Genomic DNA, 12761 nt, shown 5'->3' on the forward strand with positions numbered 1-12761 from the left:
ACATGAATCCAACATGAATTCAAAAAACGATTAGCTAAGATCTAACATTATAGATCAGGATCAAAGTAGAATCGAAACAGCCCGATATTTTCCACATGTTAGCAGGATGGAAAGGGCTGTTTTTCTTTTTTATAAAAAAGAACTTGAAAATACATAGATGTCTATGTATAATGAGGTCATGCCTAAATACAACGCAATTGCACTGATTGCAAGAATCAGAGACCATGTCAATAAACGGATTGTACACGAATTGGAACAGCATGAGGTAACAGGGATTGTACCTTCTCATGGAGATGTATTAATGTTCTTGTACCGGGAAGAGACGTTGTCGATCAAGATGTTGGCTGAACGTATTCAACGCACGCAACCAACGGTAACGGTACTGGTCAACAAGCTAGAGAAGCTTGGCTATGTTGAACGTAGCAAGAGTGCCGAAGATAGCCGAGTGACGATGATTCGCCTAACCGAACAGGGGAAGCGACTCGAACCGATCTTTCATCAGGTATCAGAGCAGATTAATGACATCATCTATAGTGGCTTGTCCGATGAACAGTCGGAGCAATTGGAGAGCTTGTTATCCATTATTGCCCGAAAGTTATAATGAATGAACTCTTCTGTCTGCAACCCTTCCAGATTTGACTGGGATGGAGGCAGAGGAGCCCAAATATTTTTTTGCCCATATACATAGATGTCTATGTATACAGGAACGTATCAATGTAACCCTATTTTCGCAACCTAACTCAAACCAAAACCTGGAGGGATTATCACTATGAAACATCTTATCGTATATGCTCACCCGCACACAGACAGCTTCAATAACGCAATCCTCAATACTGCTGTAGAAGCTCTCGAAGCTCAAGGCCATGAAGTAGTCGTTCGTGACTTGTACAAGCTTGGATTCCAACCCGTACTGACTGAAGCTGACACAGCTTCCATGCGTGCAGGACAGACACCACAGGATATCGCTACAGAGCAAGAGTTTGTTACGAATGCAGAAGCTATTACATTCATCTATCCGATCTGGTGGACAGGTCTTCCTGCCATTATGAAAGGATATGTTGACCGTGTATTCGCCTATGGTTTTGCGTACGCAGCAGGTGAAGCGGGAATCGAGAAATTGCTGACAGGCAAAAAAGGCCTCATCATCAATACACATGGTACACCAAGTGAAATTTATGATCAGATTGGTATGACAGCTGGACTGAAATTAACTTCAGACGTAGGTATCTTCGATTTTGTAGGCATTGAAGCCGTAGATCATCTGCTTTTTGGAAGTATTGGATACCTGGATGCACCCGCATATCAAGCCATGTTGGATCAGGTTAAACAGACGATTACAACCAATTTCTAATATGGATGTTGAATCCAGATACGGATTCCATATGATACCAGACCGACTCGATCATGAGTCGGTTTGTTTGTTCATGTGTTTGCAAAATGGATGAAAGGGGGTATAATCGTACCCATGGAACCTATACTTATATTCAAAGCATTATCGAACGAGACACGTAGACAAATCTTGTTGTGGCTCAAAAACCCGGAGCAACACTTTTCACCGCTGGAACTATCTCAGCATCCGGATGGTGGCAAGAACGGAATCTGTGTTGGCACGATTCAACTGAAGGCTGGACTGGCTCAGTCGGTTATATCAAGTTATCTGCTGACCATGCTCAAGGCAGGGTTGCTGCTCTCCGAGCGCAGAGGACAATGGACGTATTATCGGCGCAACGAGGAGACGATCCGTCAGTTTGCCGAGTACGTACAGAACGAGTTATAAGCCGGATGCCGGAACGGAAGCTAGGATGCATATGCAGGCAGGGATTCCGTCCGGATGTAAACGGCTAGTTTATCATCACATTACCATATCCAGTTGCGATATAATTAATCTATATATCTGGATATACAAAAATATAATCATCGAGGAGATTAAACGATAATGACTACTGAAAATACGGCTTCATCCCATAAAGAACATATTAATGACGTTAAGCTTTCCATCCTGGATCTGGCTCCCGTCGTTGTAGGTGCAACACCCGCTGATGCACTGCGCAACAGTCTCGATCTGGCACAGCATGCAGAGCGTTGGGGATATCACCGTTACTGGGTAGCTGAACATCACAACATGCCGGGTATTGCTTCATCCGCAACTTCGGTTGTTATTGGATATCTGGCTGGTGGAACCAAAACGATTCGTCTAGGTTCAGGAGGCATCATGTTGCCTAACCATGCACCGCTTGTCATCGCTGAGCAGTTCGGCACACTGGAATCCTTGTATCCTGGCAGAATTGACCTGGGACTGGGTCGCGCACCAGGTAGTGACCGCCGTACATCGCTTGCACTACGCAAAGATCTGAACAGTGGGGAAGATTTCCCTGAGCTTTTGGCAGAACTTAGAGCATACTTTGATGCTTCGGCGACATCTTATCATGCGCCTGTTCGCGCAGTTCCTGGAGAAGGATTGAATATTCCAATTTACCTCTTGGGGTCCAGTGATTTCAGTGCACGTCTGGCAGGTCAGCTGGGATTACCGTTTGCTTTTGCCAGCCACTTCTCGCCCGATTACACCCGGATTGCACTGGAAACGTATCGAAACAACTTCCAACCATCTGATAGCTTGAAGGAGCCACATGTGATTGTTGGTGTTAACGCAGTTGTTGCGGATACAGACGAGGAAGCCGCATGGCTGGGTACAACGATGCAACAGCAGTTCCTGAACATTATTCGCGGCACAACGGGATTGGTACAGCCTCCGGCAGAGATGGAAGGCAAATGGACGGATCGTGAGAAAGCTGGTGTGGAGCAGACGCTGAAGGCAGCTGTTAATGGTTCACCAGAAACCGTACGTGGACAGTTGGAGTCTTTCATTCGGCAGACGCAGGCAGATGAGCTGATTATTACGTCGATGATCTATGATCATAAGGCACGTCTGCATTCCTATGAGTTAATCGCACAATTGGCGGGAAAAGCTTAATCTTCATTTTTCAGCGTTAAAGCTGGCTTGATGGTAGGGTATAGCTATAAATTTACGGTTCGTCTCTCAGTGAGGCGAGCCGTTTTTGAATAGGGAGAATTTGCAAATGATTGGTGTGGGGCAGAAGACTCATTTTGGGGTAAAATGACTTTACCGGTTTAATTTGAAACGGTTAATCAGCACCATACGTATAAATCCAGAGTGTTATACATATGTTGGCTTGTACAAGGTATTTTATTTTTTTCAGATGCAAGGGGCATTTATCTAGCTTAATAGTTTAGTTTTGATTAAGGGTCATAAGAGAGGACGACACGCCTATGGAGCAACCTGAGCAACCCCGCGTTTGGCCGGAGCGGTTCAAGCGATTTTTTCTTAACAACAAGTTTGTGCTATTTCTGCTAATTTTGCTGTTGGTGGGACTGAACGTGATGGTTCTGACCAAAGTATCCTTTGTTCTTCATCCGCTCGCAGTACTCATCAAAACCATTGTGCTACCTATTATTCTGTCAGGCATACTCTATTATCTGCTAAATCCGATTGTGGATGTGATGGAAAGGTGGAAAATCAAGCGTGGCTGGTCCATTCTGATCCTGTATCTTGCAATTGGAGGCATTCTGACAGTCGTAGTATTGGCGGTCATTCCGGTTGTGCGTAACCAGATTGTAGGACTAATTGAAAACTTTCCAACGTACAGTGAGACGGTAAAACAGCAGTTTGAGGAGCTTACGGGCAGTAAATTGTTCGGTCAGTTCCAGGAGACGGTGAATCTGAATTCGCAGGACTGGTGGGGAACAATTTCCCAAAAGGCTACTGAAATTCTGAACTCGACCTGGACCAAATTGGGCGGATTCCTCGGAGCTTTCACTGAGACCGTGCTATCCATCGTAACGGTTCCGTTCATTCTGTTCTATCTGCTGAAAGACGGCAAGAAGCTGCCAGCGAAAATTTTGTCTTTCCTGCCGATCAAGAGCCGTACAGGTGCAATGCATGTGCTGGAAGACATCAATCACCAGATCAGTTCATTCATTCGTGGACAGATTATCGTCAGCTTCTGCATCGGTATTCTGCTCTACATCGGTTATATGGTCATTGGCCTGGATTATGCACTGATTCTTGCAATTATCGCATCGTTCACGAGTGTTGTTCCGTATCTGGGACCAGCAATTGCGATTACACCTGCGTTGATCGTGGCCCTGGTTACTTCGCCGGTGATGCTGCTGAAGATGGTTGCCGTATGGACAATCGTGCAGTTAATCGAGGGTAAATTCATCTCGCCACAGATCATGGGCAAAACGCTGAAGATTCATCCCATCACGATTATCTTTGTCATTCTGACTTCGGGTAATCTGTTTGGAGTCGTGGGCATTCTGCTCGCTGTTCCAGGGTACGCGGTGCTGAAAGTATGTGTATCACATATCTTCAACTGGTTTAAGGACAGATCGGGCCTGTACGACCCAAACAAGAACAATCTTTTATAACCGAAGTGGCAAGCTCCAAGAAATAGTTAATCAGAAGATTTAGTCACTTTGTATCCTGTATAAAACGGTACCCTTCCTAGAAGAACCCCCGTCCATCGGCATACAGCCGAGAGGCGGGGGTTCTTCTTCATGAACAAGCTTGGCTGCTGCCTAGCTGTGTTTAATATGTTGGAGCGTTTGCAGGAAAATCTGCTCAATATGAACATCATCCAGAGAGTAGTACACGGTCTTGCCTTCCTTGCGCCGCTTGACAATCCGCATGTTGCGGAGTGAACGCAACTGGTGTGAAATGGCCGACTGTCCCATGTCGAGCAGAACCGTCAGGTCATGAACACATAATTCCTTCTGTAACAGCGCATCAATAATACGTAGACGTGTGGGGTCGCTGAATGCCTTGAACCAATCTGCCATCTCGGAAGACGTCTCCCGATCTATGAGTGAAGTACGAATCGTCTGCACGTCGGCTTCAGTACCTGAGCAGGCTGCATCACATTCGCTTGGTGCTTTAACCGGTTGTTCCATTTCCTATCACCGCCTATGTTAACAACTATAGCTCTATTATATCCAAAACCCGCCTAAAGCGAAATGATTACTATTAGCATAATCTGTATGAAAAATCAACAACGATTGTTGACACTCATGTTTAGGCGTGCATATAATAGGGGTAACCAAACATATGAATGAGTGCTCATATATTGAATACAATTGAAATATAACATCGGTTTTGTACTGCAAAGGGGAGAATTCACATGGGAACCGGACAGGAACAGGTGAGAAGGGAACTGCTGCTTGATGGACTGGATTGTGCGAACTGCGCATTAAAGATTGAGAATGGCGTCAAAAAAATTAAGGGCATTAACGAATGCTCTGTCAATTTTGTTACCAAAACATTATCGCTACACACCACTTCCGACATGGATGAACAGGTAGTGGAAGAAGCAAAGCGCAAAGTGCTTCGGCTGGAGCCTCATATTCGCATTTCGGAAAAAGGAAAACACGTGAACGGACATGTGCACACCCATACAGGGAGTGCAGCTGGTGCGCATAACCACAGTCATGACCATGCCGGACATAATCATGGACATTCACATTCACATGGCAAACACTCGCATACTCATGATCATGGACATTCGCAGGGCCACGCACATGATCATACACATGAGCACGGGAGTCATGCTGGACATGATCACAGCCATACCGATCACAGCCATACCCATGATGATGCCCATGCAGGCCACTCGCATGAACATGGTGCAGGACAGACAAAAGTGTTGCTTGCTCGTCTTGCTGCAGGTTCTGTGTTGCTCGCAGCTGCAATCTGGTCGCCGCTGGAGGGCTGGGCACAGTTTACTCTCTATGCGCTCGCATATCTGATTGCCGGGGGAGATATCGTGCTCCAGGCGTCCAAAAACATCATCCGCGGTCAGGTATTCGATGAATACTTCCTGATGTCCGTCGCTACCTTGGGTGCTTTTGCCATTGGAGAGTATCCGGAAGGGGTAGCGGTCATGCTCTTTTATCAGCTCGGGGAGCTGTTTCAGGGCATGGCGGTTAATCGGTCACGCAAGTCGATTCAGTCACTGATGGACATTCGCCCGGACTACGCGAATATCCTGACGGGTTCGGGTGACGAGACCCGACGTGTATCTCCGGAAGATGTACGGATTGGTGATCGTATTGTCGTGAAAGCAGGAGAGAGAGTACCGCTGGATGGTATCGTTAGAGCTGGGCGTTCCATGGTGGACACTTCTGCTCTGACAGGTGAATCGGTACCTCGTGAGCTGGAGCCCGGAAGTGATGTACTGAGTGGATTTGTGAACAAAAATGGTATGTTGACGATTGAAGTGACTAAAACGTTTGGTGAATCAACGGTATCCAAAATTTTGGACCTGGTGCAGAACGCGAGCAGCCGAAAAGCGAAAACAGAGCATTTTATTAGTAAATTTGCTCGTTATTACACCCCGGTTGTTGTTATCCTTGCAGCCGTGATTGCATTTGTTCCGCCGTTGATACTTAGTGGTGCAACATTTGCCGATTGGATCTATCGTGCATTGGTCTTTCTGGTTATCTCATGTCCTTGTGCGCTGGTGGTCTCTATTCCACTTGGATTCTTTGGTGGTATCGGAGCGGCTTCACGTAACGGGATTCTCGTTAAAGGCAGTAACTACCTTGAAGCGTTGAACGATGTGAAAGTCGTTGTTTTTGATAAAACGGGTACACTAACCAAAGGTGTATTCAAAGTAACAGCCATTCGTCCCGAAGTTGGACGTACGGAAGATGAACTGATGAAGCTGGCAGCCATTGCGGAAGCCAATTCCAATCATCCGATTGCCGAATCCATTCGCGCAGCTTGGGCCAAAACCATTCCTACGCAAGGTGTGGAAGGTTATGATGAAGTTGCCGGACATGGGATCAAGGTGAGTGTAGATGGTCGGGAAGTGCTGGCAGGCAACGCCAAATTAATGGAGCAGGCAGGTATTTCGTATAGCACACCAGAGACGGTAGGAACGATAGTCCACGTTGCTGAGGCTGGGGGATATGTTGGTCATCTAATTATTGCTGATGAAGTGAAGGATGATGCAGCCGCGGCCATTCAGGCGCTGAAGAAGCTAGGCATCCGCAAAACGGTCATGCTGACAGGTGATGCCAAAGCCGTAGGTGATGCGGTGGGACGTGAGCTGGGTGTGGATGAGGTCTATGCTGAATTGCTGCCACAGGATAAAGTCGAACGACTGGAGCAACTGGAAGCTGGCAAATCTCCGAAGGAGAAAATGGTGTTTGTCGGTGACGGTATTAACGATACACCTGTGCTGGCACGCGCCGATGTGGGCGTGGCGATGGGTGGACTCGGTTCAGATGCCGCGATTGAAGCGGCAGATGTGGTCATCATGACAGATGAACCGTCAAAACTTGCGAGCGCAATCCGCATTGCAAAGCGCACTCGAATGATCGTGTGGCAAAATATCGCGTTTGCTTTGGGGGTTAAAGCGATCTTCCTGCTACTCGGTGTGTTCGGCATAGCTACCATGTGGGAAGCGGTATTCTCGGATGTCGGTGTCACGGTGCTGGCTGTCTTGAACGCCATGCGTGTACTTCGTGTGAAGAATATCTAAGTTTACGAAACGATCCAGGCGGCTCTTCGTATATACGTAGAGCCGTTTTTATATTTTTATGTAGATAAGTCTAACTAGACATTTACACGAGAACGGAGAGCACAGAGATAACCTGAAGAAGCGAAGCTACCATCGCAGGTTATTTTGTCACCGTAGTCTCAGTGTAAGCAGGTCTATGGAAGACAACAGTGAAGGAGAGAACGTTTTGGCAGGAGCAGTAGTTGGGATCATTATTGGAGTGTGTTATTTCATTCTGGGGTTCATGGTGTTCAAAAAACCACCGAAAATGATCAACGGAATATATGGGTATCGGACCCCGCGTGCAATGAGTAATCCCGAGTTGTGGGACGAAGCGCAAAGTTATAGTGCCAATCTGATGATGCAATTTGGTGTGATTATCACGATATTCGGCATTATCGGTTTCTGGCTTACAGATGTACGAGCTTTGGTGCTGAGTCTGGTTGCTACAGGGTTCTATACGTTTAGACTGTTTACCAGAGTGGAAGGCCGTCTGAAGCAAATGCAACGTGCTCAACAGCAACAGCAACAGAATGAGCAGAATGTTTAAGGTAAAATGATAAACAGTTTAGAGAGGAAGACTCGCGTGTGAAGCGGGTCTTTTTTTGTTGAAGATAGAGAATGGAAGTCGATGTTCAACTCGCTAAGACTTTATATATAAAATCTAACGTTGACGTTAACGTTAATATTATATATAATTATGTACATAACATTATAGACATATGGAAGAGGTGAGGGAAATGAGTTTATATAAAATCGACGACGTAGCCAAGGAATGTGGTTTGACCAAGCGAACCATTCGGTATTATGAAGAGATCGGTGTCATGCCTTCACCTCAGCGGACAGATGGCGGGACGCGGTTGTACACTCGGGAGGATATCGATTATCTGAAGAAGGTGGTTCGCGCCAAAGAGGTACTTGGATTCTCCCTTCAGGAGTTACATACCTATGTGGCAACGGCAGATGCCTTGAACGAACAACGTTTTGACTACCAGCAGACGACCGAAGTGAGAGAACGGATCGAGAAGCTTACCACGATGGAAACAACGCTGTATGGTCAGCTGCAACTGATTGAGCAGAAACTTCAGAGCATACATGCCGTACAGGCTGAACTGGAAGAGCTGCGTGAACGCGTTCGGAGTGGTATTCAGAAGTTACAGGCACATGATCCGCAGGGTGATGAAGACGGCTAACCCAATTAGCATCTAATATTTAATAAACAAAACTGTATACACATATCGCTACATGGAGTGAGCACGATAGTACCTGTGGCGATCCTGTACAAACACCGGATGTTCCGGTGTCATTTGTGCCGTTTTGTTACCTCTATTCATGAAAATGAACGCATTTTTTTCATCGTTTTCACGGTCGTTTTCAAATGTAAAGTTTCACCACATAAATTATTCACAGGAGGAATTACGTATGAAAAGAGAGCCATCATTACCGGACGAATTGCCGTCATCACGTGGGGGCTTACTGTCTCAACCCAGAGCGGTATGGGCGGTCGCCTTTGCATGTATCATATCCTTTATGGGTCTGGGTCTGGTTGACCCAATTCTGCCCGCGATTGCAGATCAGCTGCATGCTTCGAAAAGCCAAGTGTCACTGTTATTTACGAGTTATAACGCTGTAACCGGGGTAGCGATGCTGATTACAGGGGTCGTATCCAGCCGCATTGGTGTGAAGTGGACGTTGCTCAGCGGTATATTGCTGATTATTATCTTCTCATTCCTCGGCGGTACTTCAGACACGGTAGGTGCACTGGTTGGTTACCGTGGCGGTTGGGGGCTTGGTAATGCCTTGTTCATCGCAACGGCATTATCTGCCATTGTGGGACTGTCCACGTCAGGGACAGCCAAAGCGATTATTTTGTACGAAGCAGCGCTTGGTCTCGGGATTGCGGTTGGTCCGCTGCTTGGTGGTGAGCTAGGTTCCATCTCTTGGCGTGGCCCGTTCTATGGGGTGGCTGTTCTGATGGCGATTGCCTTTATCAGCATTACATTTATGCTGCCCAAAATGGCCAAACCGAAAACACGCAGTTCTTTGTCTGATCCGTTCAAAGCATTAAGTTATCCTTCATTGAAAACATTAGCGATTACCGCTTTCCTGTATAACTTTGGTTTCTTTACCTTGATGGCTTATTCACCATATGTCATGAATCTGGATGAGCACGGCCTGGGTTACGTATTCTTTGGCTGGGGACTGATGCTGGCGATTACGTCTGTATTCGTCGCACCAAGATTGCAACGCCGATTCGGATCGGTTCCGTCCATGAGTGTCATGCTTACATTGTTCGCGATTGATCTAGTTGTTATGGCAGTAGGTACGGTGATGGGTTCACCAACTACCGTTATTGTGGCGGTCATTGTAGCCGGGATTTTCCTTGGAATTAACAACACATTGATTACAACGGCTGTTATGGAAGCTGCACCTGTGGAGCGTTCTGTTGCTTCTGCTGCATACAGCTTCGTTCGTTTCCTAGGTGGTGCACTTGCTCCATGGCTTGCGGGTAAATTGTCCGAGTGGTTCCTGCCAGAAACACCGTTTTATTTTGGCGCATTAATGGTTCTGATTGGTGTCGTGGTACTGCTGGTACGCCGTCATCATCTGCGGGATATCGATTCCGCTATTACATCTCATTAATTCACAGGAGGAATTGCAATGCTGAAACATATACTGGTTGCTGTTGATGGTTCGGAACATGCGCATAAAGCTTTGGAGCAAGCACTGATCCTGGCTGAAGATATGAAACAACCCGCAAGTCTGTTGATCGTGCATGTTAATCCTGCCATCTCCATTAATGAACCTGCATTGGGTGTTGATCTGGAAGCTCGGATTGCCGAAGAAGGGCAACATATTATAGAACCAGTGACTAATCAGTTGTCCGGGCGTGACGTTGCATATGAAACGCTGTTGATTGCAGGTGATCCCGTTAATGAGATCTGCCGTGTGGTGCGTGAACGAGATTGTGGAATGATCGTGATGGGCGCGGCTGGGAAAGGTATGCTCGCAGAGATGATCGTGGGCAGCGTCAGTCATGGTGTGTTAAAACATGCAGAATGCCCCGTCCTGACGGTTAAATAGGTTGTGATGTCCTTTATAATGCAATAGCTCAAGATCGCCACTATGGCTTATCAGGTGCGTTACAAGCTATGATTGCCGAACACCGTAGTGGGTTGATGGCACGGAAATAGTGTATAAATAGATTATATAAATTGAACTGAACTTTTACATGAGACAGCGATTGGAAGATTATTCTGTCATTGAAAAGTGGCAGTGTAACATTCTTAAGTTCAATAGGCTCTAAAAGGATGGAGGATGCAGCATATGAAAAAACAACATCTGTTTATCGGTGGCAAACCGACCGAATCCGTAGATTATAAAACACTTCAAGCACCATACTCCGGGGAAATGCTGGCAGAAGTCTCTTCGGCTTCAGCCGAGGAAGCGGAGGCTGCTGTTGCAGCTGCGGTTCAAGCTGGGAAGGCAATGCGCCAGATGCCTGCACATCAGCGTGCAGATATTCTGTACAAGTTGTCCTCCATGCTCGAAGAACGCAAGGAAGAAGCAGCGCGAATCATAGCGCTTGAAGCGGCGAAGCCGATTACCGCAGCACTGGCCGAGGTCTACCGGACGGTGGAAACGTATCGTTTTGCCGCTGAAGAAGCCAAGCGACTGACCGGAGAGACGGTTCCGATGGATGCAGCCAAAGGTGGGGAAGGGCGTATCGGTTATACGATGCGGCAACCTCTAGGCGTCATTGGAGCCATAACGCCGTTTAATTTTCCAATGAATCTGGTAGCCCACAAGGTAGGTCCAGCGCTGGCAGCGGGCAATACGATTGTTCTCAAACCTGCGGAGCAGACGCCTCTGTCTTCCTATTACATTGCTAATCTGCTTCAGGAAGCCGGATTGCCGGATGGTGCACTGAATGTGGTGAGCGGTGATGGTAAAACGATTGGTGATGTGCTTGTGGAGCACCCTCATGTTGCTCATATTACGTTTACAGGCAGTCCAGCGGTAGGAACGAGCATTCGTAGCAAAGCAGGACTCAAACGCGTGACACTGGAGCTTGGGTCGAATGCAGCGGTAATCGTGGATAAGGACGCAGATCTGGACAAAGTGGTTCCTCGATGTGTGACGGGAGCTTTCACGTATCAGGGACAGGTATGTATCTCGCTACAGCGAATCTACGTACATCGTGACATCTCGGAAGAATTCATCCAGCGTTTCGCAGAAGCGGCTAAACAAGTAGTGGTCGGAGACCCGCTGAGCCCGGATACGGTGGTCTCTGCGCTAATTACCTCCAAGGATGTACAGCGTACACTCGACTGGATTGAAGAAGCCAAACAGGCCGGGGCTGAAGTAGCAGCAGGTGGTCAAGCTGAAGGAGGCGTTCTGCGTCCAACGGTACTGATTAACGTTCCGCGTGATGCCAAGGTATCCTGTCAGGAAGTGTTTGCACCCATCGTTGTGATCAATACGGTAGATTCCGTTGAAGAGGGTATTGAACATGTTAACGATTCGATATACGGGCTTCAGGCAGGCGTATTTACAAACGATATCCATACCGCCCTCCATGCTGTCGATCAGATCGAAGCAGGCGGAGTTATGATTAATGATATTCCGACGTTCCGAGTGGATCACATGCCCTATGGTGGGGTGAAACAGAGTGGTATCGGACGTGAAGGTGTAAAATATGCTGTAGAGGAAATGACGGAATTAAAGTTTGTCATGTTTAATAAAGGGTGATTCTCTTCCATTCTTTTACTCAATATACCGTATGCCAATGAAAACATAACCACACACGCCTGTGCCAGAATAATGGCACAGGTTTTTTTTATAGGAGATCATAGAAATTATATAAGTTCAACAAAATATTTACACTGATAAAGGAGAGGACAGAAATAACCAGAAGAAACGAAGTGTTCGCCTTTATCACCGGATTTTTCCCTTTAAAAAGGGAATCAAAAAAAACTGGGGATAACAGTGATCGGAAGGTTATTCTGTCATCGAGTGTCCAGTGTTAATATTATTTGGTTGAACTTATATATCAAAAAAATACATGCGAATTCTTCACTGACTGCGGGTTCACATCTGATGAGACGGGTATAACATAGTTAACATACCGCAACATAACTGACCAAATGCCGCTCATATCACCGAAGCATGATGTACCCA

Annotated in this window: 12 protein-coding genes; 11 read left to right on the top strand and 1 reads right to left on the bottom strand. The window is 46.7% G+C overall.

The window, feature by feature from the left end; genetic code table 11:
* Nucleotides 1-178: 178 nt before the first annotated feature.
* The 5 genes from MHI12_RS03235 (at nucleotide 179) to MHI12_RS03255 (ending at nucleotide 4449) form a co-directional block, all read left to right on the top strand.
* Nucleotides 179-601, top strand: coding sequence for a MarR family winged helix-turn-helix transcriptional regulator (locus MHI12_RS03235; RefSeq protein WP_405171507.1), 423 nt, complete (start codon nucleotides 179-181; stop codon nucleotides 599-601).
* A gap of 168 nt (nucleotides 602-769) precedes the next feature.
* Complete coding sequence (locus MHI12_RS03240) at nucleotides 770-1351, top strand: NAD(P)H-dependent oxidoreductase (protein ID WP_405171508.1); 582 nt, start codon at nucleotides 770-772, stop codon at nucleotides 1349-1351.
* 114 nt (nucleotides 1352-1465) lie between these two features.
* Nucleotides 1466-1777: an ArsR/SmtB family transcription factor gene (locus MHI12_RS03245; RefSeq protein ID WP_405171509.1), complete on the top strand. Its 312-nt coding sequence runs from the start codon at nucleotides 1466-1468 to the stop codon at nucleotides 1775-1777.
* Between the two features lie 159 nt (nucleotides 1778-1936).
* Entirely contained in the window at nucleotides 1937-2971 is a 1035-nt protein-coding gene (locus MHI12_RS03250; protein WP_051449565.1) for an LLM class flavin-dependent oxidoreductase, read from the top strand.
* Nucleotides 2972-3288: 317 nt separating this feature from the next.
* Complete coding sequence (locus MHI12_RS03255) at nucleotides 3289-4449, top strand: AI-2E family transporter (protein ID WP_036614215.1); 1161 nt, start codon at nucleotides 3289-3291, stop codon at nucleotides 4447-4449.
* Between the two features lie 150 nt (nucleotides 4450-4599).
* On the opposite strand, the gene MHI12_RS03260 is transcribed toward MHI12_RS03255, so the two are convergent.
* On the bottom strand, nucleotides 4600-4971 hold the full coding sequence (locus tag MHI12_RS03260; protein ID WP_405171510.1) for an ArsR/SmtB family transcription factor: 372 nt from the start codon (nucleotides 4969-4971) through the stop codon (nucleotides 4600-4602).
* Nucleotides 4972-5198: 227 nt separating this feature from the next.
* Here MHI12_RS03260 and MHI12_RS03265 point away from each other — a divergent pair, with 227 nt between their 5' ends.
* From MHI12_RS03265 to MHI12_RS03290, 6 genes are all read left to right on the top strand, one after another.
* On the top strand, nucleotides 5199-7562 hold the full coding sequence (locus MHI12_RS03265) for a heavy metal translocating P-type ATPase (RefSeq protein WP_405171511.1): 2364 nt from the start codon (nucleotides 5199-5201) through the stop codon (nucleotides 7560-7562).
* 205 nt (nucleotides 7563-7767) lie between these two features.
* Nucleotides 7768-8130 (top strand): SdpI family protein, encoded by a 363-nt coding sequence (locus MHI12_RS03270; RefSeq protein WP_405171512.1) that lies wholly within the window; start codon nucleotides 7768-7770, stop codon nucleotides 8128-8130.
* A 190-nt stretch (nucleotides 8131-8320) separates the two neighbouring features.
* The gene (locus MHI12_RS03275; RefSeq protein WP_405171513.1) at nucleotides 8321-8773 is read left to right on the top strand and encodes a MerR family transcriptional regulator; all 453 of its coding nucleotides are present in this window, start codon (nucleotides 8321-8323) and stop codon (nucleotides 8771-8773) included.
* Nucleotides 8774-9002: 229 nt separating this feature from the next.
* Nucleotides 9003-10223, top strand: coding sequence for an MFS transporter (locus MHI12_RS03280; RefSeq protein WP_062837652.1), 1221 nt, complete (start codon nucleotides 9003-9005; stop codon nucleotides 10221-10223).
* A gap of 18 nt (nucleotides 10224-10241) precedes the next feature.
* Nucleotides 10242-10664 (top strand): universal stress protein, encoded by a 423-nt coding sequence (locus MHI12_RS03285; RefSeq protein ID WP_405171514.1) that lies wholly within the window; start codon nucleotides 10242-10244, stop codon nucleotides 10662-10664.
* 243 nt (nucleotides 10665-10907) lie between these two features.
* Nucleotides 10908-12332, top strand: coding sequence for an aldehyde dehydrogenase family protein (locus MHI12_RS03290; protein ID WP_405171515.1), 1425 nt, complete (start codon nucleotides 10908-10910; stop codon nucleotides 12330-12332).
* Nucleotides 12333-12761 lie beyond the last annotated feature (429 nt).

This window comes from Paenibacillus sp. FSL H8-0280 (genome assembly GCF_045040665.1).
In the GTDB taxonomy this organism is placed as follows: domain Bacteria; phylum Bacillota; class Bacilli; order Paenibacillales; family Paenibacillaceae; genus Paenibacillus; species Paenibacillus xylanexedens_A.

Excerpts from the sequence above, each read along its gene's own strand:
- MHI12_RS03280 (WP_062837652.1), top strand. The coding sequence starts at position 9,003 with ATGAAAAGAGAGCCATCATTACCGGACGAATTGCCGTCATCACGTGGG.
- MHI12_RS03285 (WP_405171514.1), top strand. The coding sequence starts at position 10,242 with ATGCTGAAACATATACTGGTTGCTGTTGATGGTTCGGAACATGCGCAT.
- MHI12_RS03240 (WP_405171508.1), top strand. The coding sequence starts at position 770 with ATGAAACATCTTATCGTATATGCTCACCCGCACACAGACAGCTTCAAT.
- MHI12_RS03255 (WP_036614215.1), top strand. The coding sequence starts at position 3,289 with ATGGAGCAACCTGAGCAACCCCGCGTTTGGCCGGAGCGGTTCAAGCGA.
- MHI12_RS03260 (WP_405171510.1), bottom strand. The coding sequence starts at position 4,971 with ATGGAACAACCGGTTAAAGCACCAAGCGAATGTGATGCAGCCTGCTCA.
- MHI12_RS03290 (WP_405171515.1), top strand. The coding sequence starts at position 10,908 with ATGAAAAAACAACATCTGTTTATCGGTGGCAAACCGACCGAATCCGTA.
- MHI12_RS03235 (WP_405171507.1), top strand. The coding sequence starts at position 179 with ATGCCTAAATACAACGCAATTGCACTGATTGCAAGAATCAGAGACCAT.
- MHI12_RS03245 (WP_405171509.1), top strand. The coding sequence starts at position 1,466 with ATGGAACCTATACTTATATTCAAAGCATTATCGAACGAGACACGTAGA.
- MHI12_RS03265 (WP_405171511.1), top strand. The coding sequence starts at position 5,199 with ATGGGAACCGGACAGGAACAGGTGAGAAGGGAACTGCTGCTTGATGGA.
- MHI12_RS03250 (WP_051449565.1), top strand. The coding sequence starts at position 1,937 with ATGACTACTGAAAATACGGCTTCATCCCATAAAGAACATATTAATGAC.
- MHI12_RS03275 (WP_405171513.1), top strand. The coding sequence starts at position 8,321 with ATGAGTTTATATAAAATCGACGACGTAGCCAAGGAATGTGGTTTGACC.